Origin of the sequence: Mesorhizobium sp. B4-1-3, assembly GCF_006439355.1 — a bacterium.
Taxonomy (GTDB): Bacteria; Pseudomonadota; Alphaproteobacteria; order Rhizobiales; family Rhizobiaceae; genus Mesorhizobium.
In genome coordinates this window covers 1-21693 of sequence record NZ_VFTG01000032.1, presented here as the reverse complement: position 1 = coordinate 21693, position 21693 = coordinate 1, and the positions used below count along the sequence as shown (strand labels likewise).

Annotated in this window: 23 protein-coding genes, 1 pseudogene and 1 riboswitch; of the genes and pseudogenes, 12 read left to right on the top strand and 12 right to left on the bottom strand. The window is 64.3% G+C overall.

All coding sequences use genetic code 11. From position 1 onward, the window contains the following. Positions 1 to 70 precede the first annotated feature (70 nt). Entirely contained in the window at positions 71 to 1912 is a 1842-nt protein-coding gene (locus tag FJW06_RS26610) for an ABC transporter ATP-binding protein/permease (protein WP_140756143.1), read from the top strand. 71 nt (positions 1913 to 1983) lie between these two features. Here the strand turns inward: FJW06_RS26610 and FJW06_RS26605 are convergent, their stop codons facing one another. Beyond that, positions 1984 to 2943, bottom strand: coding sequence for a glycosyltransferase family A protein (locus FJW06_RS26605; protein WP_246674857.1), 960 nt, complete (start codon positions 2941 to 2943; stop codon positions 1984 to 1986). 14 nt (positions 2944 to 2957) lie between these two features. On the opposite strand from FJW06_RS26605, the gene FJW06_RS30295 reads away from it, so the two are divergent. Then, positions 2958 to 3110, top strand: a complete 153-nt coding sequence (locus FJW06_RS30295; RefSeq protein WP_181178600.1) for a hypothetical protein — start codon at positions 2958 to 2960, stop codon at positions 3108 to 3110. A gap of 16 nt (positions 3111 to 3126) precedes the next feature. Here FJW06_RS30295 and metW read toward each other — a convergent pair whose 3' ends face one another. Both metW and FJW06_RS26595 read right to left on the bottom strand, forming a co-directional pair. Then, positions 3127 to 3741, bottom strand: coding sequence for a methionine biosynthesis protein MetW (metW, locus tag FJW06_RS26600; RefSeq protein ID WP_140756141.1), 615 nt, complete (start codon positions 3739 to 3741; stop codon positions 3127 to 3129). Then, on the bottom strand, positions 3738 to 4907 hold the full coding sequence (locus tag FJW06_RS26595) for a homoserine O-acetyltransferase (protein ID WP_140756139.1): 1170 nt from the start codon (positions 4905 to 4907) through the stop codon (positions 3738 to 3740). The genes metW and FJW06_RS26595 overlap by 4 nt, the downstream gene beginning before the upstream one ends. Positions 4908 to 5003: 96 nt before the next feature. Next, positions 5004 to 5081, bottom strand: a riboswitch (SAM riboswitch). Positions 5082 to 5228: 147 nt separating this feature from the next. Here FJW06_RS26595 and hisC point away from each other — a divergent pair. Together hisC and FJW06_RS26585 are read left to right on the top strand one after the other, a co-directional pair. After that, positions 5229 to 6332, top strand: coding sequence for a histidinol-phosphate transaminase (gene hisC / locus FJW06_RS26590; RefSeq protein ID WP_140756137.1), 1104 nt, complete (start codon positions 5229 to 5231; stop codon positions 6330 to 6332). Positions 6333 to 6339: 7 nt separating this feature from the next. Next, positions 6340 to 7275: a prephenate/arogenate dehydrogenase family protein gene (locus tag FJW06_RS26585; protein ID WP_181178598.1), complete on the top strand. Its 936-nt coding sequence runs from the start codon at positions 6340 to 6342 to the stop codon at positions 7273 to 7275. An 88-nt stretch (positions 7276 to 7363) separates the two neighbouring features. Here the strand turns inward: FJW06_RS26585 and FJW06_RS26580 are convergent, their stop codons facing one another. The 3 genes from FJW06_RS26580 to FJW06_RS26570 form a co-directional block, all read right to left on the bottom strand. Next, the gene (locus tag FJW06_RS26580) at positions 7364 to 7873 is read right to left on the bottom strand and encodes a hypothetical protein (protein WP_140756133.1); all 510 of its coding nucleotides are present in this window, start codon (positions 7871 to 7873) and stop codon (positions 7364 to 7366) included. A 194-nt stretch (positions 7874 to 8067) separates the two neighbouring features. Next, on the bottom strand, positions 8068 to 8994 hold the full coding sequence (locus tag FJW06_RS26575) for a sugar kinase (protein ID WP_140756131.1): 927 nt from the start codon (positions 8992 to 8994) through the stop codon (positions 8068 to 8070). Positions 8995 to 9080: 86 nt separating this feature from the next. Continuing rightward, a complete protein-coding gene (locus FJW06_RS26570) occupies positions 9081 to 10079 on the bottom strand; it encodes a DUF2125 domain-containing protein (protein ID WP_140756129.1) in 999 nt (332 codons plus the stop codon). A gap of 118 nt (positions 10080 to 10197) precedes the next feature. Between FJW06_RS26570 and FJW06_RS26565 the strand changes: the two genes are divergently transcribed. The 3 genes from FJW06_RS26565 to FJW06_RS26555 all read left to right on the top strand — a co-directional run bounded on the left by FJW06_RS26565 (position 10198) and on the right by FJW06_RS26555 (position 12485). Beyond that, complete coding sequence (locus FJW06_RS26565) at positions 10198 to 10719, top strand: gamma-glutamylcyclotransferase (protein WP_140756127.1); 522 nt, start codon at positions 10198 to 10200, stop codon at positions 10717 to 10719. A 117-nt stretch (positions 10720 to 10836) separates the two neighbouring features. Further along, on the top strand, positions 10837 to 11784 hold the full coding sequence (locus FJW06_RS26560; RefSeq protein ID WP_140756126.1) for an aldo/keto reductase: 948 nt from the start codon (positions 10837 to 10839) through the stop codon (positions 11782 to 11784). A gap of 83 nt (positions 11785 to 11867) precedes the next feature. Further along, the gene (locus FJW06_RS26555; protein ID WP_140756124.1) at positions 11868 to 12485 is read left to right on the top strand and encodes a LysE family transporter; all 618 of its coding nucleotides are present in this window, start codon (positions 11868 to 11870) and stop codon (positions 12483 to 12485) included. Between the two features lie 107 nt (positions 12486 to 12592). Here the strand turns inward: FJW06_RS26555 and FJW06_RS26550 are convergent, their stop codons facing one another. Together FJW06_RS26550 and FJW06_RS26545 are read right to left on the bottom strand one after the other, a co-directional pair. Beyond that, positions 12593 to 13387: a 1-acyl-sn-glycerol-3-phosphate acyltransferase gene (locus FJW06_RS26550; protein ID WP_140756122.1), complete on the bottom strand. Its 795-nt coding sequence runs from the start codon at positions 13385 to 13387 to the stop codon at positions 12593 to 12595. A gap of 78 nt (positions 13388 to 13465) precedes the next feature. Further along, positions 13466 to 14367: pseudogene (locus tag FJW06_RS26545) on the bottom strand (LysR family transcriptional regulator). Between the two features lie 207 nt (positions 14368 to 14574). Between FJW06_RS26545 and FJW06_RS26540 the strand changes: the two are divergent. Further along, positions 14575 to 15192, top strand: coding sequence for a pyridoxamine 5'-phosphate oxidase family protein (locus tag FJW06_RS26540; protein WP_140756120.1), 618 nt, complete (start codon positions 14575 to 14577; stop codon positions 15190 to 15192). On the opposite strand, the gene FJW06_RS26535 is transcribed toward FJW06_RS26540, so the two are convergent. The 3 genes from FJW06_RS26535 to ftsE form a co-directional block, all read right to left on the bottom strand. Beyond that, on the bottom strand, positions 15189 to 15917 hold the full coding sequence (locus FJW06_RS26535; protein WP_140756118.1) for a YdcF family protein: 729 nt from the start codon (positions 15915 to 15917) through the stop codon (positions 15189 to 15191). The two genes, FJW06_RS26540 and FJW06_RS26535, sit on opposite strands and share 4 nt — an antisense overlap. Before the next feature lie 149 nt (positions 15918 to 16066). Then, on the bottom strand, positions 16067 to 17056 hold the full coding sequence (locus FJW06_RS26530) for an ABC transporter permease (protein WP_140756116.1): 990 nt from the start codon (positions 17054 to 17056) through the stop codon (positions 16067 to 16069). After that, positions 17049 to 17708: a cell division ATP-binding protein FtsE gene (gene ftsE / locus FJW06_RS26525; protein WP_140756114.1), complete on the bottom strand. Its 660-nt coding sequence runs from the start codon at positions 17706 to 17708 to the stop codon at positions 17049 to 17051. Before ftsE ends, FJW06_RS26530 begins: the two co-directional genes overlap by 8 nt. A 180-nt stretch (positions 17709 to 17888) precedes the next feature. Here ftsE and FJW06_RS26520 point away from each other — a divergent pair, with 180 nt between their 5' ends. The 3 genes from FJW06_RS26520 to FJW06_RS26510 all read left to right on the top strand — a co-directional run bounded on the left by FJW06_RS26520 (position 17889) and on the right by FJW06_RS26510 (position 19603). Next, positions 17889 to 18518, top strand: a complete 630-nt coding sequence (locus tag FJW06_RS26520; RefSeq protein ID WP_140756112.1) for a hypothetical protein — start codon at positions 17889 to 17891, stop codon at positions 18516 to 18518. A gap of 87 nt (positions 18519 to 18605) precedes the next feature. Further along, the gene (gene hpt, locus FJW06_RS26515; protein WP_140756110.1) at positions 18606 to 19148 is read left to right on the top strand and encodes a hypoxanthine phosphoribosyltransferase; all 543 of its coding nucleotides are present in this window, start codon (positions 18606 to 18608) and stop codon (positions 19146 to 19148) included. An 83-nt stretch (positions 19149 to 19231) separates the two neighbouring features. After that, complete coding sequence (locus tag FJW06_RS26510; protein ID WP_140756108.1) at positions 19232 to 19603, top strand: response regulator; 372 nt, start codon at positions 19232 to 19234, stop codon at positions 19601 to 19603. Here the strand turns inward: FJW06_RS26510 and FJW06_RS26505 are convergent. Then, complete coding sequence (locus FJW06_RS26505; RefSeq protein WP_140756106.1) at positions 19586 to 20539, bottom strand: DMT family transporter; 954 nt, start codon at positions 20537 to 20539, stop codon at positions 19586 to 19588. The genes FJW06_RS26510 and FJW06_RS26505 overlap by 18 nt on opposite strands. 188 nt (positions 20540 to 20727) lie before the next feature. Here FJW06_RS26505 and FJW06_RS26500 point away from each other — a divergent pair, with 188 nt between their 5' ends. Next, positions 20728 to 21621 (top strand): LysR substrate-binding domain-containing protein, encoded by an 894-nt coding sequence (locus tag FJW06_RS26500; protein WP_140756104.1) that lies wholly within the window; start codon positions 20728 to 20730, stop codon positions 21619 to 21621. The last annotated feature ends 72 nt before the right edge of the window (positions 21622 to 21693 follow it).

Sequence of the window (21693 nt, the reverse complement as noted above, 5' to 3'; positions counted from 1 at the left end):
ACGTGCCCGATCAAAGCATGCTCGCGCGGCGCGGTAATCATGACCGCGGCGGAAACCAGGAATATCCTTCATGGACGACCAGACCGATAAAAAGCCGGGCCCGCAAAAACCCGCCGTCTCGGTCGAGGCAAGCAGCCTCGCCGACCAGATGGCGACGATCAAGCTGGGGCTGAAAACCTCGCCAGTGCGCAGGCAACTTGCCTGGGTCTCCATCGGCATCGTCGCGGTCATCGTCGCCACCTCGATCGGACAGGTCCTGCTCAACCGCTGGAACCAGCCTTTCTATGACGCGCTGGCCCGGCGCGACATGGCGGATTTCCTACACCAGCTTCTGGTCTTTGCGATGATCGCCAGCGGGCTTCTGGTGCTCAACATCGGCCAGACGTGGCTCAACCAGATGATCCGTTTGCGGTTACGCGAGGCGCTGACGCTCGATCTCATCGATCAATGGATGCGCCCGGCGCGGGCCTTCCGGCTGGCCAATGCCGGTGCCATTGGCGTCAATCCCGACCAGCGCATGCAGCAGGACGCCGCCCACCTGTCGGATTTGTCGACGGATCTCGGCGTTGGACTGCTGCAGTCCTTCATCCTGCTCGTGTCCTTCATAGGCGTGCTGTGGGAGCTGTCTTCGGGCTTCGTCTTCCACATCGGGGGCTATTCACTGGCGATACCGGGCTACATGGTCTGGGCGGCGTTCCTCTACGCCGGCATCGCCTCCTGGCTGAGCTGGCTGGTCGGGCGTCCGCTGATCGGTCTCAACAGCGAGCGCTACACCCGCGAAGCGGAGCTGCGCTCCTCCATGGTGCGGGTCAACGAGAATGTCGACGCGATCGCGCTCTACCATGGCGAGCCCGACGCCCGACGCCGGCTGGAGCTTGACCTCGGCACGGTGCTCGGCGCCATGCGGCGCATCTTCACCGCCCAGATCAACCTGGCCTGGGTGACCGACACCTATGGCTGGATAACGGTCGTGGCGCCCATACTGGTGGCTTCGCCGGTCTATTTCTCGGGCGACATCTCGTTCGGCGGATTGATGATGGCGGTCGGCGCCTTCAACCAGGTCCATTCGTCGCTTCGCTGGTTCATCAACAACATCGGCAGCATCGCCGACTGGCGCGCGACGCTGATGCGCGTGGCCGATTTCCGGATCGCGCTCACCGAGACCGACGCGCTGCACGACACGGAAAAGCGCATCCAGTTCGTGGAAAACGCCAATGGCAGCCTGACCTTCGACAAGCTTCAGGTGTCTTCGCCGGAAGGCTGCACCAAGCTTGCCCAGACCGATGTCGAAATCCACCCTGGCGAGCGCGTCATGATCACCGGCGAGCCGGGCGCCGGCAAGACATTGTTCTTCCGCGCCATTGCCGGCCTGTGGCCGTGGGGGAGCGGCAGGATCGGCCTGCCGGCCGGCGAGACTCCCATCTTCGTGCCCCGCGTGCCGTATTTCCCGGCCGGCACGTTGCGCGAGGTACTCGTCCATCCGAATGGCGAAGCCCCGGCCAGCGATGCCCAGATCGCGGCGGTGCTTGGCGAGGTCGGCCTCGGTCGGCTGGCGACCGCCCTTGACAATCCCGGGCGGTGGGAACGTGAGCTCGGTGATGACGAACAACGGGCGCTGGCTTTCGCCCGGCTCGCCTTGCGCAAGCCGAAATGGGTGATCATAGACGAAGCGCTCGACTCGTTCGACGGCCCGACGCTACGGCGGGTACTGGCGATGCTACAGAAGCGTCTGCCTGAAACCGCCATCATCAATATCGGGCGCGGTCAGCACAACAGCCAGTTTTTTCCGCGCTCGCTGAACATCGTCAAGGATTCCGGCGCGCCGGCGCTGAAACCCGCGCGCGTCAGGGCAGGGGCGATCGAGCCGCCGCCGGCGGCGCCGCGTCGCAAGAAGGAATCCGCCGAGGCTTAAAGTGGTTCACCGTTTCACGGAAACGGAAGGTGTGCAGAGATCGTCCGTCCGCAGCCGCGTCAGGAGGGCGGTCAGACCGCCCGGGCGCCGTATTTGGCGCGGAACTCGTCATAGCAGTCGCGCCGCCAGCGGCGGCCGACGACATAGCCGCGCAGGAGCTGCGGCAGCGAATAGCCGAGCGCCTCGGACGAGCGATTGGCGAGATAGCCGGAAAAGGCCTGCTGCAGCCGGCCCTTCAGCGTGTCGGCGATAATCTGGCGCGCGATCATATAGGGCGGGACGTCGGGATAGCGGTCGGCGATATAGGGGTGCTTATCGATCAGGTTGGCATAGGCCGCGACATAGCCGTCGCGGCGGCCGGAGATCGAGTTCTCCGAATTGTACTTCTTCCAGTCGATGTCCTCGGACAGCAGGGCGCCGCCGCGGCGGGCAAAGCGCAGCAGAAGCTCGCGATCCTGCATGCGCGTGATGTCGCTGTCATAGCCGCCGATCGCGAGCAGCGATTCGTGCCTGGCGGTGATCGCCGAGCCGGCGATGAAGATGGTCTGCGAGACCAGGGCGCGTTGCAGCGTGCCTTTGTCGAGAAAGGCCTCGCGGTTGATGCATTTGGTGCTGCGGTTGCCCTTCAGCGACAGGAAGGAGCTGATGAGGACTTCGAGCGAGGGATTCGCGTCGAAGCGCGCCAGCGTCCGCTCTAGCCGATCCGGCAGATAGACATCGTCCGAATCAAGGAACGTCACGACCGGCGCCCGCGCGCGCTCTATGCCCGCATTTCGCGCGGCGTTGGCGCCGCGCCATTTGGCGCCGACATAGATCAGCCGCGGGTCGCGGATTTCGGCGAGCGCGGCGGCCGTCCCGTCGGTCGAACCGTCGTCGACGACAATATGCTCGAAGCGGGTAAGTGTCTGCGCCAGAACGCTTTCCACCGCGCGCACGACCTGGCCGCGCCGATTGTGGGTCGGCGTGATCACTGAGATCAGCGGAACATCCTGGCTCGACATCGGGCTGCCACCACCGGTCGGATCTAGCATTTAGGATGGGTCCGATGGCTATCTTCGTGTCCACCCTTGATTTGCGGCCGACGCTACAAAAAAGCCACCTTTGTGTCACGCAAGGCCAGCCGAGAAACGCGGAAACTGGTGGCTTTTCCGCAACATTGCGGTTTGATGGCAACACAGTGGCGTTCCGGCTTGCGTGACCATCACTCCACGGCGTCAACGTCTCAACAAAAACACCGCCTGCTGGCCGAAGAAGTTCCAGAACCACCAAGGCATCGACAGGCCGATCTTCTGGCCGTTCGCGTCGAGCGCGGTCGCCTTCTCGACGGTCGCGCCAAGCTCCTCGCACAGATTAACGAAGTCGCGGATGGTGCAGAAGTGGATATTGGGCGTGTCGTACCAGGAATAGGGCAGGTCCCTGGTGACCGGCATCCTGCCCTTGATCAGCAGCGAAAAGCGCACACGCCAGTGACCGAAATTGGGGAAGGAGACGATGGCGCGGTTGCCGATCCGAAGCAGCTCGTCGAGTACGATCTTCGGGTTGCGCGTCGCCTGCAGCGTCTGCGAGAGCACAACGAAGTCAAAGCCCTTGTCGGCGTAGAATTTCAGATCCGTGTCGGCGTCGCCCTGGATAACCGATAGCCCGCGCGCCACGCATTCGTTGACGCCGCGCTGCGACAGTTCCAGCCCGCGGCCGTCGACCTGCTTGGTCTCCTGTAACAGTTCCAGGAGCACGCCGTCGCCCGAGCCGACATCGAGGACACGCGAATTGGCCGGGATGAGGTCGGTGACGACTTCGAGGTCGACACGCTGGGCGCGATTGACGCTCATAGGCTGAGCCCCCTGGCGCGAGCAGCCGAGGCGATGAAGCCGTTGATGGCCGCGAACAACTCCGGCTCGTCGAGCAGGAAGGCGTCATGACCGCGGTCGGTCTCGATCTCGACGAAGGAGACGGAAGCGCCCGCCGCGTTCAAGGCATGCACGATCGAGCGGCTCTCCTCGGTCGGGAACAGCCAGTCGCTGGTGAAGGAGACCAGGCAAAAGCGCGTCTTGGTGCCGGCGAAGGCGTCGGCGAGGCGCCCGCCGTGATCGGCGGCAAGATCGAAGTAATCCATCGCGCGGGTCAGATAGAGATACGAATTGGCGTCGAAGCGGTCGACGAAAGTCATGCCCTGATGGCGCAGATAGCTCTCGATCTGGAAATCGGCGTCGAAGCCGAAGGTCAGCGCCTCGCGGTCCTGCAAATTGCGGCCGAACTTGCGGTGGAGCGCGGCTTCCGAAAGATAGGTGATGTGGGCGGCCATCCGCGCGACGGCCAGCCCCTTTTCCGGCCGCTTGCCGAAATCGAGATATTTGCCGCCATGCCAGTCGGGATCGGCCATGACGGCCTGCCGGCCGACCTCATGGAAGGCGATGTTCTGCGAGGAATGGCGGGCGCCGGTGGCGATCGGCAGCGCCGAGAAGACCCGCTCCGGATAGCTTGCGGCCCATTCCAGCACCTGCATGCCGCCCATCGAGCCGCCAAGCACGCAAAACAACTTTTCGATGCCGAAATGATCGATGAGCATTGCCTGCGCGCGCACCATGTCGCGGATGGTGATGATCGGCAGGTCGAGCCCATAGGGCTTGCCGGTCGCTGGATTGGTCGAGGCCGGACCGGTCGAGCCGAGGCAACCGCCGACGACGTTGGAGCAGATGACGAAGAAGCGGTTGGTGTCGATGATCTTGCCTGGGCCGATCAGCACCTCCCACCAGCCCGGCTTGCCGGTCACCGGATTGGTGTTGGCAACGTGCTGGTCGCCGGTCAGCGCGTGGCAGACGAGGATGGCGTTGGAGCGCGCGTCGTTCAAGCTGCCGTAGGTCTGGTAAGCGATCTGGAAAGGAGAAAGCAGCGTGCCGGCGTCGAGCTTCAGCGGCTTGTCGGGGCCAAAATGCAGCACCGGGCTCGACGGATGGTCGACCTCGTCCTTGGTTCTTGCAGCGCGCTGAGCGGCCATGTCCGTCCTCAATCCTGTGCCGCATCGGTCTTGTCCCGATGCGGTGTCCGGCCGGGAGCGGACAACAAAAAACCGGCTTGCCGTCGCAAAGCCGGTTACAGGTTGCAAACGGCCCTTTAGCGAGTTGTTTAACGTGGCTGCAAGCCGACCGGCCAAATCACCACGGAAGTCTGGCAGTCCTTCTAGGACCAGCGCCGCGCTTCGTCAACGGGTAGCCTGCTGGCGGGCGGCCTGCTTACGCCAAGCGGCGGCACTCGACATTCCAGCCCGTGGCCTGTATTTCCGCTGCGGCCTTGAAGGCCTTCTCGACGGATTTGTGACATGAAGCAGGATCAGCCCCGTCCGACGCCCCGCGCGGGCATCATGGACATCGAGGCCTATGTGCCGGGAAAAAGCACCGCCCCGGCCGGCGTGACGAAGGTCTACAAGCTGTCGTCGAACGAAAATCCGCTGGGACCCTCGCCGAAGGCGATCGAGGCCGCGCGCGAGGTTGCGGCGAAGCTCGACGTCTATCCCGACGGCACGGCACGGCGGTTGCGCGAGGCGATCGCCGATGTGCATGGGCTCAATCCGGCGAACATCATTTGCTCCAACGGCTCCGACGAGATCCTGGGGCTCCTGGCGCAGACCTATCTCGCGCCGGGCGACGAGGCCGTGTTCACCGAACACGCCTTCATGGTCTACAAGATCTACATCCAGGCGGCGGGCGCCAAGCCGGTGGCGGTGAAGGAAACCGACGAGCGCGCCGATGTCGACGCGATCCTTGCCGCGGTGACGCCCAAGACGCGGATCGTGTTCCTCGCCAATCCCAACAATCCGACCGGCACCTATGTGCCGTTCCAGGAAGTGCGCCGGCTGCACGCAGCGTTGCCGAAGAACGTGCTCCTGGTGCTCGACGCCGCCTATGCCGAATATGTGCGGCGCAACGACTACGAAGCCGGCGTCGAGCTCGCCGGCAGCTCCGAGAACGTGGTGATGACCCGCACCTTCTCCAAGCTCGGCCTCGGCGGCGCCCGTATCGGCTGGATGTACGGGCCGGCGCATATCGTCGATGCGATCAACCGCATCCGCGGCCCGTTCAACGTCAACGCCACCGCGATCGAGGCCGGCATCGCCGCGATCCGCGACCGCGCCCATATCGAACGCAGCGTGGCGCATAACGAGAAATGGCTGGCCTGGCTCAGCGCCGAGCTGACCGGACTCGGCCTGCGCGTCACGCCCAGCGTCGGCAATTTCGTGCTGATCCATTTTCCCGACGACCAGAAGCATTCGGCGGCGGCCGCGGACGATTATCTGAGCGCCCGCGGTTACATCCTGCGCCGCGTCACCGGCTACGGCTTCCCCAACGCGCTGCGCATGAGCGTCGGCACCGAGGAAGCCAATCGCGGCGTCGTCGATGCGCTCAAGACCTTCCTGAAAAGCTAGAACACCCATGGCATCACCGATGTTCGAGAAAATAGCGCTGGTCGGCATCGGCCTGATCGGCTCGTCGCTCGCCCGCGTCATCCGCCGCGAAGGGCTTGCCAGACACATCGCCATCGCGACGCGCAGCGCCTCGACGCTGAAGCGCGCCGAGGAGCTCGGTCTCGGCGATTCCTACTCGACGGATGCAAAAGAAGCGGTGCGCGACGCCGATCTCGTCATCGTCTCGGTGCCGGTCGGCTCGTCCGGCGAGGTCGCGGCTGAGATCGCGCCGGCGCTGAAGAAGGGCGCCATCCTCACCGATGTCGGCTCGACCAAGGCCTCCGTCATCGCGCAGATTGAGCCGCATGTGCCGCAAGGCGTGCACTTAATCCCCGGACATCCGCTGGCCGGCACGGAAAAGTCCGGACCCGATGCCGGCTTCGCCGATCTTTTCGAGAATCGCTGGTGCATCTTCACACCGCTGCCGGGCACTGATCCCGCCGCGCTCGAAAAGCTTTCGGAATTCTGGCGGCGCTGCGGCTCCAACATCGACACGATGGACCCGCAGCATCACGACATGACGCTCGCGATCGTGTCGCATCTGCCGCATATCATCGCCTACAACATCGTCGGCACGGCGGACGACCTGGAAGCGGTGACCAAGAGCGAGGTCATCAAATACTCCGCCTCCGGTTTTCGCGACTTCACCCGCCTTGCAGCCTCCGATCCGACCATGTGGCGGGACGTCTGCCTGCACAACAAGGATGCGATCCTGGAGATGCTGGCGCGGTTCTCGGAGGATCTGGCCTCGCTGCAGCGGGCGATCCGCTGGGGCGACGGCGAGAAGCTGTTTGACCTCTTCACCCGCACCCGCGCCATCCGCCGCTCGATCATCGAGGCCGGCCAGGATATCGATGTGCCGGATTTCGGCCGGCAGGCGGTGGAACATCCGGCCAAGGGATAAGCTCGCCTTGAATCCCTCTTGTCCCAGGTAGGAATTGGGCCTTCGGGCGAGGCGGCAGCGCAGGCTACCGATCTCCATCGGCCAGTGTTTAACCCCAGAGCCCGGCCCAAGGCTTAATGTGCGCCCACCATTCGGCGGGCGTAATAACGCGTATGGGAAGCTGGTGCAGATACTCACGCTTACGGACGATTGTGCGCCGATCGCAGGTGCAGAACGCGTCGCAACCTAAGCCGATCGCGTTGCCGATTAGCTCGCGATCGGATGGATCCGGCAAAGCGGCCGTGAACGGCGCATCGAGAAGCCGCCGTCCCAAGGTCGCAGCGTAGGCGCTATTCTCGTCGGGTAGACTGACGAGTCCGGAGGCATAATCAAGGAGCAATTCTCGTACATTAGCGTCTGGCGTCTTGCCAATTTCATCTACGGTTTTACGCGACGCGACGATCTTCCAAGGGGCTCGCCCACCTATATGGAATACATGCATCAGCGCTTCGATGTCATGCGCCCGGGTTTGGTCAAGGCCTTCGGGAAGCCAAGCTTGTTCGAAGACATGCTCGCTATACTTCACCATAAGATTCAAGACGTTTGTGTCGAGAAACACGCGTCGCGGAATGGCGTCAAAGGGGTATCGCTCGCAGTCAAAGCGATGCTGCGCTTGGCTATGATACAATATCCACTTGCGCCTTGTGGCATCCCAATATTCGAGACCCCATCCGTGGCCTCCAGAGGCTCAAGCAAAATGAGCCTCGAATCGCTATTTACTTACACAAAGTAACCCAAGAAACACATCAGTTTCTAGGTTCGCGGCCAGTGCGCCGCCATCATGGCCAGCGTCTCGGCCCTGTCCGGCGCGCCCAGGCGGCCGCCGAAGCGCAGGCATTTGAGCGCGGCGGCGGCGCTGGCAAAGCGCAGGGCTTCCTCCATCGGCATGGCCTCGGCGAGGCCGACGGCAAAAGCGCCGTGGAAGACGTCGCCGGCGGCGAGCGTGTCGACCGCCTTGACCTTCGGCGCCTCGACATGGCGCACGCGCCCAGTCGTCCGGTCATGCCACCAGGTGCCGGCCGCGCCGCCGGTCACCGCGACGAAGGCGTCGGTGCGCGAGGCAAGGTCGGCGCAGGCGCTTTCGGGGTCCAGCGCGTGGCCGCAGACGATGCGCGCCGCGGGCTCCGAGGCCACGATATGCGAAGCCAACGGCAATAGCCGTTCCAGGACTTCGACGGGTGCAGTGTCGGCATCCAGGATCGCCGGGCGGCCGATCGATCTGGCTGCGCTCAAAGCAAGCGCCGCGGCGCCCGGCCAACGGACATCCACCAGCACGGCGTCGAAGCCGGAGAGGTCGGCAAGCGGCAGCGTCTCGGGATCGGCTTGCGCCTTTTTGTCGTAGAAGGGGACGATGATGCGCTCGCCATGCGCATCCACAACGATCGCGGCCAGCGCCGATCGCGCGCCAAGGACGCGGCGGATGAGGCTGCAGTCGACGCCTTCGGCCTCGATGTCGGCGATCAGTTGGTCGCCGACCGGATCGTCACCCGCGCTTGCCCAAAGCGAAACCTCGGCGCCGAGGTGATGCGCGGCGCAGGCGGCGCTCGTCGCCATGCCGGAGGCGATCTGGACGCCGTCGCTGGCGATGAACTTGCCCTGATGCGCCGGCAGCGTCTCGACGCGAAGGATGGTGTCGAGGGTGAAGGCGCCGACGCTGAGCAGTCTGACCGGCTTCGCCATCGTGCGTAATCCTTCTTAGTCGCATGGTCTTACCCGAAACCGGTTCCCACTTTTTGCTACGCTGACCTTCGGTTCGGGACCATGCTCTATTCCAGCGGCTTGATCTTGCCGAGCGGAATGAAGCCGAGCGAGGCCTTGCCCTTGACGATCTTCAGCGGCATCGACGGTTCCTTTCCGAGCATCGCCAGGGCGGCAAAACCCTGCTCGATTTCGCTTTTATGCTCGGGGACGGCGCCGGCAAGGATAGAAGCCACCGCTTTCGGATCCTTGAGCTTGATCATCAGGTCCCCATTGACCAACCCTTCCGCATCGACCGAAACCGGACCGGACACGGTGACGCGCGCCGTGCCCGACGACAGGTCGAGCTTGGCTATCTCGATCGACTGGCCGCGCAGGCTTTTCGGGGGCGCGGCGATCAACGCAACTCCGTTCTTCAGCGTTACGTCACCGCTGCCGTCCAGCGCAGGCAGCACGCGTCCGTCGATAGCATCCGCGTTGATTTCCAGATCGCCGAAGCTGCCGACATAATTGATGTCCTGGCCGACCGGCTGCAACTGGCCCGCCGCCTTGCCGGCGCTGAACAACTGCATGGGATCGGTGTCGTCCTGCGGATCAGTCTGACCGTTCAGGCCTTCGGCCCGCAGCGAGACGCTCCGCGGCAGCGGCCACCACACTTTGATATTGGCTTGCAGCTGGTCCCAGTCGATCCAGAGCGGTGGTATGCCGGGCGCCATCGTCCTCAGCGGCCCGCGCAGGTCCGCGACCGGCGACAAGGGGCCGGTGATCCCGGCGACGGCGTTGAAGCTTCCGGTGGAGGCGGCGACCTTCCGGGCGTCGTCCTCATAGGCGATGTTGTCGCAGGAGACCGTGAAGCTCACCGGATAGCCGCTGACGGCGAGATTGGCGCAGCCGGCGGCGATGCCCTTGCTGCCCAGCCGCGCCACCGCCTGGTCGGCTTCGGTCTTGAGTCTGCCGGCGAGATAGAACCAGCCGCCGCTGTAGATGGCGAACAGCACCAGGATGAACGCGGCGAGCCAGAACAGCCGGCGGCGGGGTTTGGGCGATCGCTCGTCACTTGACGTCATGCTGCGGCTCTCGTTAACCCCGGCGAGCGGGCGTTTACCAATACGCAAACAAGCGGGGACAGAAGAAGCACCCTGGCGGTGCGGTGTCGTTCACTCGAATGCGATCAGGCTTGGCGATATGGGCGATTTTTGGGTTTTTGGCTACGGGTCGCTGATCTGGCGACCCGGATTTGCCCATGTCGAGACGCGTCGTGCCCGGCTTTACGGCTATCGCCGCTCGCTATGCGTCTATTCCTTCGTGCATCGCGGCACGCGAACACGGCCGGGTCTGGTGCTCGGGCTCGACCGGGGAGGCTCCTGCGTCGGCCTTGCCTACCGTGTTCCCGGCAATCTGCGCGACGAGGTGCTTTCGTACCTGCGCGAACGTGAGCTGGTGACCAGCGTCTATCTCGAACGCATGCTCGATGTCCGGCTGGATGGCGGCGGTTCGGTAGAGGCGGTCGCCTACACCGTCGACCGGCAGCATGAGCAATATGCCGGCGGGCTCGATGCCGATCACGCCGCAGAGGTCGTTCGCGGCGCCGTCGGCCAGTCAGGCCGGAACGAGGACTATGTCTTGAGCACGCTCGAGCATCTCAAGGCGCTCGGCATCCGCGATCACTGGCTGGAGGAGGTGGGCCGCCGGATCGCGCCTTCGTGAGGGTCTGGTCCGATCAAAAAGCAAAACCATGCCTTTGACCTCGGCCGGCCACGACCTAGCTTAGCGGCAACCCCTTTCCTGGGCGTCAGGCCCGTTCCAGCATCACGGAGATCAGTCTTGCAGAAACGTCGTCTCGGTCGCACCGACCTTTCCATTGCGCCGCTGGTCCTGGGCGGCAACGTCTTCGGCTGGACCGCCGACGAGAAGACCTCCTTCGACCTGCTCGACCGGTTTGTCGGCGCGGGCCTGAACGCCATCGATACGGCCGATTCTTATTCGCGCTGGGTCCCCGGCAACAAGGGCGGCGAATCGGAAACCATCATCGGCAACTGGATGAAAAGCCGCGGCAACCGCGATCAGGTCATCGTCATCACCAAAGTCGGCTCCGACATGGGGCAAGGCAAGAAAGACCTCTCCGCCGCCTATATCGAAAAGGCGGTCGACGCTTCGCTGAAGCGGCTGCAGGTCGATGTCATCGACCTCTATCTGTCGCACTGGCCTGATCCGGCCACGCCCTACGAGGAAACGCTCGGCGCCTATCAGCGCCTGCTCGAAAAGGGCAAGATCCGCTATCCCGGCTGCTCCAATCTCGATGCCGGCCAGCTGCGCGCCGCGCTCGACGTCGCCAGCCTGCGCAGCCTGCCGCGCTACGAGGTGCTGCAGCCCGAATACAATTTGTACGACCGTTCGTCCCTCGACGGACCGCTGCTCGACCTCTGCAAGGCCGAGGACATTGGCGTTATCACCTATTTCAGCCTGGCCAAGGGATTTTTGAGCGGCAAATACCGCAGCAAGGCCGATCTCGGCCAAAGCGCGCGCGGCGAGGGCGTCGCCGGCTATCTCAACGAGCGCGGCATGCGCATCCTTGCTGCGCTCGATGCCGTGGCCGAGCGCCATTCGGCCAAGCAAGCGGAAGTGGCGCTGGCCTGGATCATCGCGCGGCCGGGCATCACCGCCCCGATCGCCAGCGCCACGACGCCGGCCCAGATGGACAGCCTGATCCGCGCTGCTTCGCTCAAGCTTTCGGCCGACGATATCGCGGCGCTCGACCGCGCCAGTTCCTGAGGCGGGCGCTGCGCACGATCGTCCAAGACGGCCAGGACGATCCCTCTTAAGTCCTGTCGCATCGCGGCAGGAGGAGGTTCGGCATGGCTGGTAGTGTTCTGGGCGCGGCACAGCCTTGGCAGCAGGTGCTGGCGCTCGTCGTGGCCGCGACGGTCGTCATGGGCAGTCCGGGACCGGCGACGATCAGTGTCACTGCCGTCGGCGCGGCTTTCGGCCTCAGTCCTTCGCTGGGTTACACGTCCGGCGTGGTGCTCGGCACGATCGCGGTGCTTCTGGCGGTGGCGGTCGGGATTTTCGGCCTACTGACCTCGGTTCCGGGAGTGGCGCCGGTGCTGGCGATCCTTTCGGCCGCCTACATCCTTTATCTCGCCTTCAAAATAGCGACCGCGCCGCCATTGGCCGAGCGCGGCAGCACGGCGACGAAGCCTGATTTTTCCGGTGGCTTCATGCTCGCCGTCGCCAATCCGAAAGCTTATGTGGCGATCGCCGCCGTCTTCGCCGGCGCCGCGTCGCACGCCGATACGCTCAGCACTTCCACCAAGCTGCTGGTGCTTGCCGCAATGATCGTCGCCATCCATGTGGTCTGGCTGCTCGCGGGGGCCGCTTTCGCGCGTTTCCTGCGCCATCCGCTGGCGTCGCGTATCATCAATCTGGTGTTTGCCGCAACGCTGGTGCTGACGACGCTGCTGGCGGCGCTGTGATAGGGCATTTCGCCGTTTCCCGGAACCGGTGAAATGCCCTATCTCTTTGTTTCTACGCAATTCCGGACGGAAAACCGCTTACACTTTTCCTGGAATTGCTCTGGCGATCAGCTCTTGGCGGTCACGCCGAGCTCCGCCAGCCGCTTGACCGCGGTCGGCGGCATGGGCGGAGGGTTCGGCGCCCGCGCGGCCTCGACCAGCAACTCGTCGCAGGCGGCTTCGGTCTCGCCGATCAGCCGCCGCATGAATTCCTCCTTGCCGAGCCCTGGCGGGATCGGCGGCAGGAAGCGGGCCTTGATGGTGCCGGGATAGCGCAGGAACTTGCGGCGCGGCCAGTAGAGGCCGGCGACATGGGCAACCGGGACCACCGGCACGCCCAGTTGCGAATAGATTTCGACGATGCCGTATTTGTAGGACGGTTCGGCGCCCGGCGGGCGGCGCGTGCCCTCGGGATAGATGATGAGCTGGCGCGGATTGCGGTCCATCTCCTGCCTGGTCGCGATGACGACGGCCTTCAGCGCTTTCGAACGGCTGCCGCGATCGACCGGTATCATGCGCATCTTCATGATGTACCAGCCGAAGAAAGGGATCCAGGTCAGCTCGCGCTTCAGGATGTAGAGCGCGTCGTCGAGATAGGGGAAGAAGGCGATCGCGTCCCAGAAGGACTGGTGCTTCGGCGCCAGGATGAAGGACCCTTCCGGCAGGTTCTCGACGCCGGTGATCTCGCTCTTGGTCGCGGCGATCTTGTCATAGAGCCACATCGACGTGCGCGACCAGAATTTCGGCACGAACCAGGCGCGGTGGCGCGGCGCCAGGAAATAGAAAGGCGTCCAGAAGATCATCTGGACGATCAGGCTGAGATAGAAAAAGAGGTTGAACGCCAGCGAGCGGATGATGAGCATGCAAGGGGTCCGTGAGGAAGTGTGCGTTGGTTACACCAAGCGGCGGCAAAAAGGAAACGCCGCCGCATGGATGCAGCGTTAAAGCGATCTGGCCAGCCGTTCCTTCAGGCGCGGCGCGGCGAAATCGAGGAAGGCCCGCAGCTTCACCGGCAGCCGACCCTGGCCGGCATGGACGAGGCTTACCGGCCAGGGCGGCGGCTCGAACGGCTCCAGCACCACCCGCAGCGCGCCGGAGCGCACGGCGGCATCGGCCTGGTAGGAGAGCACTTTCGTCAGGCCAAGGCCGGCGATCGCGGCATCGATCGCCGCCTCGGCGGTGTTGACCTGCAGGCGCGAGCGGACCGGGACCGTGGTTTGCGCCTTTCCTGTCCCGAAACTCCATGTCGCGGGAGCGGCAAGGCCTTCGAAGGTGACGCAGTTGTGGCCCACCAGATCCGGCGGTTGCTCCGGCATGCCGTGCAAGGCGAGATAGGCGGGGCTCGCGCAGATGATGCGGCGGATCGAGCCCAAGCGGGTCGCGACCATGGCCGAGTCCGGCAGCTCGCCGATGCGCAAGGCGAGATCGATATGCTCCTCGACCAGCTGGGTGATCCGGTCGGACAAGGTCAGGCGGACGTCCACTTGCGGATAGACGGCGAGAAAGCCGGTGATCACAGGCAGCACATGCAAGCGGCCGAAGACGACCGGCGCGGTGATGACCAGCTCGCCGGTCGGGCTCGAATATTCGCCGGCCGCCATGCGTTCGGCCTCGCTGACCTCGTCGAGGATGCGGCGGCAGGCGGCTAGATAGGACCGGCCGGCATCGGTCAGCGTCAGGCGGCGCGTCGAGCGGTTGAGCAGGCGCGTCCCCAAGTGCTCTCCAGGTCGGAGAGTTTTCTGCTGACGGTCGCCAGCGGCATGCTGGCGCGCTTGGCAGCGGCGGAAAGGCTGCCGGCCTCCACCGTTGCGACGAACAAGGACATGGCGTCGAGGCGATCCAATATTCTTCCGAAATTTGGAAAGGTAGATTGCGAATATTTGCTCTACATCCGATTTTCGGAAGAGTCTACCTGATAGGGATCCTGCCTAGAGCCGGATGATTTCACGTCTGTTCGACCTGAAATCCGTCTTTAAATCAAATAGATAGAGCATGATGTCGTCCGAAAACCGCTTCACACTTTTCGGCATCATGCACTAGGAACGCCGATATGAATGACTTCACCAGCGACGTCGCCTTCACGCCGACCGTCAAGGCGATCCAGTCACGCAAGGGGTCGCGCGACTCCTATGCGCGCGTCGAGCAGCGCGGCGGCTGGCGCGCAACGATCACGCCGGACCTCGCCGCCTTCATCGAGGCGCAGACCAGCGTGTTGCTGGCGACGGCAAACGCCGAGGGCCAGCCTTACGTCCAACATCGCGGCGGGCCCGCCGGCTTCCTCAAGGTGCTGGACGAGCACGTGATCGGCTTCGCGGATTTTTCCGGGAACCGGCAGTTCATCACCCAGGGCAATCTCGAGGACAACGACAAGGCCTTCCTGTTCCTGATCGACTACATGCTCAGGCAGCGCATCAAGATCTGGGGCAGGGCGCGGGTCGTCGAAAATGACACGGAACTGACGGCGAAGCTGATGCCGGCGGACTACAAAGCCCGGCCGGAACAGGCGATCCTGTTCACGGTCACGGCCTGGGATGCCAATTGCCCGCGACACATTCCGCAGCGTTTCGAGGCGGCGGATGTCGCGGCGGCGCTTGCCGAGCGCGACCGGCGCATCGCCGGCCTGGAGCAGGAGATTGCCCGCCTGCGCGATGATGCGGCTAAGCTTTAGTTCTTCGCCACGGTCGATGCCTCCGCCAGCGTGACGCCCTCGGGCGTCGCGCGCAGCGGCAGGAAGCCGCGGGCCAGCGACAGCACATATTTGCTATATTCGGTGAGCAGTACGCGCAGCGCCTCCGGCTTGGTCAGCCAGCCGCCATTGCCGAGATTGGTGTTGACCACCGGATAGGGTTCGAGGCGCGCGCCATGCAGCAGCCGGCCCATCTCGAGCAGGCTGCGCGGCATGTGGTAATTGTTGGTGACGATGATGATGCTGCCATAGGCATGGTTCTCCACCCATTTGGCGCTTTCCTCGGCATTGCCGATGGTATCGAGCGCGGCGCGGTCGATATCGACGCAGCAGGAGAAGAGCTGCTTGTCGCCGCCCATCGCCGCCTGCAGCTGGCGCCTTGTGGCCGTGGGATGCACGCCGCTGATCAGCAAGCGTTCGCCCTTGCCGGAGGCCAGCAGGTCCATCGCCGCGTCGAGCCGCGACTGCCCGCCGGTGAGCACGATGATGGCGTCGGCCCTGGCGGGGTTGAGCGGGGTCGTCATGTGGCTGACTTTGTCGGCGAACCAGCCGAAGCCGCCGGCAAAAAGCACCAGCGCGGCGAGAACCGCGAAACCGCAAACGCGCATGGCGAGCCGCAGACGACCAAGCCCGACGGGGGCAGCGCTGCGCACACGCATCGCCGGCATCCGTCCAACCGTATCGATCGAATCCCGCGCTTCCATCATTCCCAGGTTAATCCTGAAAGCATCGCTTGGTTAACTCCGAAATGCGGCGTTTGATAGGTAAGACGCGCACATTGCGTTACGGCAGGTGTCTCGTGTGTGATCGTTGTCTTATATGCCGCTTGCGCTGGTCTCTGGATTGAGCTCATGGATCAGCCCGCATCCGGCTGGCGAACATCGATGTCGCTGAGATAGGCGACGACGGTGGCGTGCGACGTCGCCGCGGTCAGTGCGCCGATGACCAGCACCATCAGGCCGACGCCGAAATAGCCGGCCGAACCGATGGCGAAATTGCCGAACAAAGCGGTCGCCTGGTCGGCTTGGGGCGTGGCCATGTTTCGGGACGACCACCAGGAAAACACGATGAAGACCACGATCGCGAGCGCACCGCCGGCGGCCGCGCCCTTCATGCCGGTGACCAGGAAATGCCAGCGGAACTCGCGTGCGATGAAGCTTGCCTCGGCGCCGACGAAGTGCAGCACCTCGATGATATGGCCGTTGCCGGCCATGGCGCCGCGCGTGGCGAACACCACCGTCAGCACGGTCGCCGAGAGCATCAGCACCAAAACGGCGATGCCGATCGTCACCGTCGTGTGCGCCATGGCGACCAGGCGGTCGACCCAGGTGCGGTGGTCGTCGAGCGCGGCCGTCGGGATCTTGGGCGTGATGGCGGCGCGCATGGCGGCGAAGTCCGGCGGGCTGGCCTCGTCGATGGTGACGATGATGAGGCGCGGCACCGGCAATTCGTCGATGTTGAGGCCGCTGCCCAGCCATGGTTCCAGAAGGCGCGCGGTCGCGTCGCGGTCGATGATCTTGGTCCCCTTCACGCCGGGGAATTCGCTGGCGATCTGCGAGGCCTGGGCAAGGGCCGCCTCCATTTCGAGACCGTCGGCCGGCTTGATCTGGATCGTTGCCTCGCGCGAAATCTGGTTCTCCCAGACCGATGCCGTGTCGCGCACCAGCGTCACCGCGCCGAAGGTGAGGCAGGACAGGAAGGTCATGATGGCGATGACCAGCACCAGCGCCCGGCCGGCGATGTTCTGCGCCGGCACGATCGGCGCCATCTTGCGCTGGACGCGCCGGACCGTCACAGGCGCCTCGGCGGTTTCGTCCTGGAGATGATCGGCCGGAAAGTCAGTCATAGACGTCCAACCTTCCGCCGGCCAGAATCATGCGGCGCGCATCGACCTGTTCCATCAGGCCGAGATCGTGGGTGGCGATCACGACAGCGGTGCCCAGCCGGTTCAATTCGATGAACAGTCTCAGCAGCCGGCGCGCCAGCGGCGGATCGACATTGCCTGTCGGCTCGTCGGCCAGGAGAATCTCCGGCTGCTCGATCAGGGCGCGCGCGATCGCGGCGCGCTGCTTCTCGCCGCCGGACAGCACCGGAGGCAGCACATGCATGCGGTCGCCGAGGCCGACCCATTTCAGAAGCTCGGTCACGTCGGTGCGGTAGCTCGCCTCCTCGCGCCCGCGCACGCGCAAGGGCAGCGCGACATTCTCGTAGGTCGTCATATGGTCGAGCAGGCGGAAATCCTGGAACACCACGCCGATGCGGCGGCGCAGCAGCGGCAATTCGTTGCGCGAGATGCGCGAGCGGTCCTTGCCGAAGATGGTGATCAGCCCGCGTGTCGGCTTCAGCGACATGAACAAAAGGCGCAGCAAGGTCGTCTTGCCGGCGCCCGAAGGGCCGCTCAGGAACTGAAAGGAGCGCTCCGGAATGTGCAGGGAAATATCGCGGAGGATCTCCGGACCCATGCCATAACGGAGGCCGACATTTTCGAAGCGGATCACGTTCGGCGACCTGAAACTTTCGGCGGCGACGCGCCACAATCTACGTTAACAGACCATCGGCCGGCATGGTTAACCGGCGGTTAATTTTTCGACGTTCAGCGTGCATCAAAGCCATTCCGGTGGGGAAGCGTTAACCAATTCCGTTTACGCAAAAGAAACGAAGACTGCACTGGTGCCGCAATGGCTGATGACAGAACCGCGCGCCTTGTTTCCGGCGAAATCATGACCGGTCCGGCAACAAATGCCGCGCCGGAGCGCGTCGTGTTCGATGCCGCCGATATAGTCGATGCCGATTACGTGGTGCTGCCGCGGTTTGCCACGGCGCCGGCGGCGCCCCCGCCGCAGATCGCGCCGACGCCGGCCATCGAAGGCATGGGGATGCTGCGCAAACCGGAACCCGCGCCGTCGCGGCCCTCGCGGGGCGGTCCGATGTTCTGGATCGCCGGCGTCGGCATAGCGCTCGCCTCCTTCTGGGTTTCGGGAGGTCATGCGCTGGTCCGGCAGAGCCCCTTTTGGACGACCACCGCGCCGGCGAGCGCGCTCACCATTTCCGGCGTGACGTCGCGCATCGATGCGTCGGGCCTGAAGCCGGTCCTGTTCGTCGACGGTGAGGCCGCCAATGACGGGATGAGGTCGGAAACTCTGCCGCCGCTCGAAATCCGCGTCACCGACAATAACGCCAACATCACCCGCTACAGGCTGGGGACATCCAACCGGTCGCTGGGGCCCGGCGAAAGATTCGGCTTTTCCAGCCGCCTCGATGTGCCTAAAGACGGCATCAAAACCGTTGCAGTCGTCTTCGCCGGTTAGGTGCGTCGATATTCAGGGGATGCCGGCCGACCGGTATCTCGCGATATCGGCAGCATCGGCGCCAAGGCGATTTTGAAGGAAAGAGCTATGCCAGTTGTGCGCGGCAAGGATATCGAGGTCCTGTTTTCGGCGTCGGCGATCGCGCGCCGCAATCTCGAGCTCGCCAAGGAGATCGCCGGGCGCGACTACCACGACCTCTTGGTGATCTCGATCCTCAAGGGCTCGTTCGTCTTCGCCGCCGATCTCATCCGCGCCATGCATGATGTCGGCCTGTCGCCGGAAGTCGAGTTCATCTTCATCTCCAGCTACGGCGCCGGCACCACGAGCGGCGAGGTCAGGGTGCTGCGCGACATCGACAACGAGGTCGCCGGCCGCGACGTGCTGTTGGTCGACGACATACTGGAATCCGGCAAGACGCTTTCCTACACCCGCGGCCTGATGCTGTCGCGCGGCGCGAGGAGCTGCGCCATCGCGGTGCTGCTCGACAAGCGGATGCGCCGCCAGACCTCGCTCAACGCCGACTATGTCGGCTTCGATTGCCCGGATTATTTCGTCGTCGGCTACGGCATGGATGTCGCCCATGCGTTCCGCGAGCTGCCGTTCGTCGGGGTGGTGAAGGGCGATGCCTGAAAGGGCGTTGGAGCCTTTCCGAAAAGCTGCCGATCGTTAGAATTTTCAGAAAACGTCAACGTTTCGGCGGCATCTATCTCGGCATGGCAAAGCTTCTGATCGTCGAGGACGATGAGTCCGTCCGCACCCTGGCTGCCCGCGCGCTGGAGCGCGACGGCCATAATGTCACCGTCGCCACCGACGGCACCCAGGGGCTGGACGCGATCCGGCAGGCCCGCGGCGGCTACGATCTGGTGGTGTCCGACATCCGCATGCCGGAGATGGACGGCATCGAGATGGCGACGGCGGCCGCGAGAGAGTTCCCGGCGATGAGGATCATGCTGATGACCGGCTATGCCGACCAGCGCGAGCGCGCCGAGGAACTCAACGGTATCATCCTCGACGTCGTGCAGAAACCCTTCACTCTGGCCGAGATCCGCGCCCGTGTCGGCAAGGCATTAAGCTGCTTCGCTTGAGACTGCGCCGGCGGTCGACGCGGCCTCTCTCCGACGTCCCCCGCTGAGCGCCAGCAGGCCGGCGCCGATGATCAGCGCCGCGCCCAGCACGGTCGTTTCGCGCGGCACTTCGGCGAAGAACAGAAAACCCCAAAGCGGCGACCACAGGATGCCGGTGTATTCGAATGTCGCGACGCGGTTGGCCGGCGCCATCCGGTAGGCTTGCGACAACAGGATCATGCCGGCGGATGCGACGAAGCCGCAGGCGGCCATCTTCAGAAAATCCGGCATCGTCGGCCACACCCATGGCCGCACCAGGAATTCGATGCTCGGATGCGCCGCATGGGTGATGCCGGCAAGGTGGAAGACGGTCGCGACGGCAATGGCGCCGGTGAGATAGGCGCCGTTCTGGTAGAAGGCCATCACGGTCGATGATTCAGTGTCGCCGATGCGGCGCGCCATCAGTTGCGAAAAGCCGTAGAGGAAGGCGGAGCCCAGCGACAGCAGCGCCGCCCAGTCGAACACGCCGGCGCCCGGACGCATCATCACAAGCACGCCGACCAGGCCGATCAGCACCGTCGCCAGCGTTTTCCACGAGACGCGCTCGCCAAGATAGGGACCGGCCATCGCCATGATGAACAGCGGCGCCATGAAATAGAGCGCCACCGCATCGGCCAGCGGCAAGGCGGCGATCGCCAGATAATAGACCGTGTAGGACGAGAACTGGATGAAGGCGCGCAGCGTCAGCATGCCGAAGCGCCTCGACAGCACCGCCCTCAAGCCGACATCGGCCTGGACGAGCACGATCAGGATCGGCAGCGCGACGATGGCGCGGATCGCCATCACCTCGGTCACCGGATAGCCGCCCGAGACCGCTTTCACCAGCGGATCCTGCAGGGAAAAGACCAGCACGCCGAGGCAGAGGCTCAAAATGCCAAGCACCGTCCGGTTTTGCATGATCGATCCAGCGAAAAAGAACCCGCCACCGTTTTCAGGCAGCGGGCACGAGTGAGGACTCTTCGATTGGTCCGCGGCCGATTTCGCAGCCGCATATCCAATGGGTGCCGCGACTATCCTGCGGCGTTTGACATCTTGCAAACGAATTGGAATGATGCCAGCAATCAGATTTTCTTATGGCGACTTTGATGCGACCAGTCCTCGACAGCGACCTCCTGCGCACCTTCGTGGCGGTGGCCGAGACCGGCAATTTCACGCGTGCGGCGGAGAAAGCCGGGCGCACGCAATCGGCCGTGTCCATGCAGATGAAGAAGCTGGAGGACATGGTCGGCGACAATCTGTTCGAGCGCGGCTCGCGCGGCGTGGCGCTGACGCGCCGCGGCGGCGAATTGATCGCCAACGCGCGCCGGATCGTCTCGCTGCTCGACGAAACGGCGGCATCGCTGGTGGCACCGCCGCTCGGCGGGCTGGTGCGCATCGGCATCCCGGCCGAATATGGACGTTCGATCCTGTCGCGGGCGCTGGGCGAGTTCGCCAAGCGGCATCCGCGCGTCGAGGTCACGGTGCGCTACGCGCATTCGGATTCGCAGGTGCGGGCACTTGCGGCCGGCGAGCTCGACCTCGCGGTGGTGTTCGAATGGGAGGGCTCTTCCGGCGGCGAGGTGCTGATGCACGACCCGACGGTCTGGGTGACCTCGACGCTGCACCGCATGCATGAGGAACGGCCGGTGCCGATCGCGCTCTACAGCCGCAACGGCTGGTGCCGCGACTTCGCCATCAAGTCGCTGCAGCAGCGCGGCCTCGACTACCGCGTCGCCTACACCAGCGATACCAATGGCGGCCTGACGCTCGCGGTCACGTCCGGCCTGGCGATCGCGCCGATCTCGCGCAGCAACATCCCGGCCGATTGCCGCGAACTGACGGCCGCCGATGGTTTCGGCGACATCGATTCCTCCAATGTCGTCCTGCACCGCAATCCGCTGGTGTCAGGCGAGGCGATCGACGGCATGGAGAACGCGATCCGCGAGGCCTTCATGCTTACCCGGCAGACGGGCGCATCGGTCGGTATGGCGGAACGCTAGAGCGTTTCACCGTTTCACGGAAACGGCGAACCGCTCTATCTCTTTGTTTTTACGCAATTCCGGACGGAAAAC

Excerpts from the sequence above, each read along its gene's own strand:
- FJW06_RS26610 (WP_140756143.1), top strand. The coding sequence starts at position 71 with ATGGACGACCAGACCGATAAAAAGCCGGGCCCGCAAAAACCCGCCGTC.
- FJW06_RS26605 (WP_246674857.1), bottom strand. The coding sequence starts at position 2,943 with ATGCTAGATCCGACCGGTGGTGGCAGCCCGATGTCGAGCCAGGATGTT.
- FJW06_RS30295 (WP_181178600.1), top strand. The coding sequence starts at position 2,958 with ATGGCTATCTTCGTGTCCACCCTTGATTTGCGGCCGACGCTACAAAAA.
- metW (WP_140756141.1), bottom strand. The coding sequence starts at position 3,741 with ATGAGCGTCAATCGCGCCCAGCGTGTCGACCTCGAAGTCGTCACCGAC.
- FJW06_RS26595 (WP_140756139.1), bottom strand. The coding sequence starts at position 4,907 with ATGGCCGCTCAGCGCGCTGCAAGAACCAAGGACGAGGTCGACCATCCG.
- hisC (WP_140756137.1), top strand. The coding sequence starts at position 5,229 with ATGAAGCAGGATCAGCCCCGTCCGACGCCCCGCGCGGGCATCATGGAC.
- FJW06_RS26585 (WP_181178598.1), top strand. The coding sequence starts at position 6,340 with ATGGCATCACCGATGTTCGAGAAAATAGCGCTGGTCGGCATCGGCCTG.
- FJW06_RS26575 (WP_140756131.1), bottom strand. The coding sequence starts at position 8,994 with ATGGCGAAGCCGGTCAGACTGCTCAGCGTCGGCGCCTTCACCCTCGAC.
- FJW06_RS26570 (WP_140756129.1), bottom strand. The coding sequence starts at position 10,079 with ATGACGTCAAGTGACGAGCGATCGCCCAAACCCCGCCGCCGGCTGTTC.
- FJW06_RS26565 (WP_140756127.1), top strand. The coding sequence starts at position 10,198 with ATGGGCGATTTTTGGGTTTTTGGCTACGGGTCGCTGATCTGGCGACCC.
- FJW06_RS26555 (WP_140756124.1), top strand. The coding sequence starts at position 11,868 with ATGGCTGGTAGTGTTCTGGGCGCGGCACAGCCTTGGCAGCAGGTGCTG.
- FJW06_RS26550 (WP_140756122.1), bottom strand. The coding sequence starts at position 13,387 with ATGCTCATCATCCGCTCGCTGGCGTTCAACCTCTTTTTCTATCTCAGC.
- FJW06_RS26540 (WP_140756120.1), top strand. The coding sequence starts at position 14,575 with ATGAATGACTTCACCAGCGACGTCGCCTTCACGCCGACCGTCAAGGCG.
- FJW06_RS26535 (WP_140756118.1), bottom strand. The coding sequence starts at position 15,917 with ATGATGGAAGCGCGGGATTCGATCGATACGGTTGGACGGATGCCGGCG.
- FJW06_RS26530 (WP_140756116.1), bottom strand. The coding sequence starts at position 17,056 with ATGACTGACTTTCCGGCCGATCATCTCCAGGACGAAACCGCCGAGGCG.
- FJW06_RS26520 (WP_140756112.1), top strand. The coding sequence starts at position 17,889 with ATGGCTGATGACAGAACCGCGCGCCTTGTTTCCGGCGAAATCATGACC.
- hpt (WP_140756110.1), top strand. The coding sequence starts at position 18,606 with ATGCCAGTTGTGCGCGGCAAGGATATCGAGGTCCTGTTTTCGGCGTCG.
- FJW06_RS26510 (WP_140756108.1), top strand. The coding sequence starts at position 19,232 with ATGGCAAAGCTTCTGATCGTCGAGGACGATGAGTCCGTCCGCACCCTG.
- FJW06_RS26505 (WP_140756106.1), bottom strand. The coding sequence starts at position 20,539 with ATGCAAAACCGGACGGTGCTTGGCATTTTGAGCCTCTGCCTCGGCGTG.
- FJW06_RS26500 (WP_140756104.1), top strand. The coding sequence starts at position 20,728 with ATGCGACCAGTCCTCGACAGCGACCTCCTGCGCACCTTCGTGGCGGTG.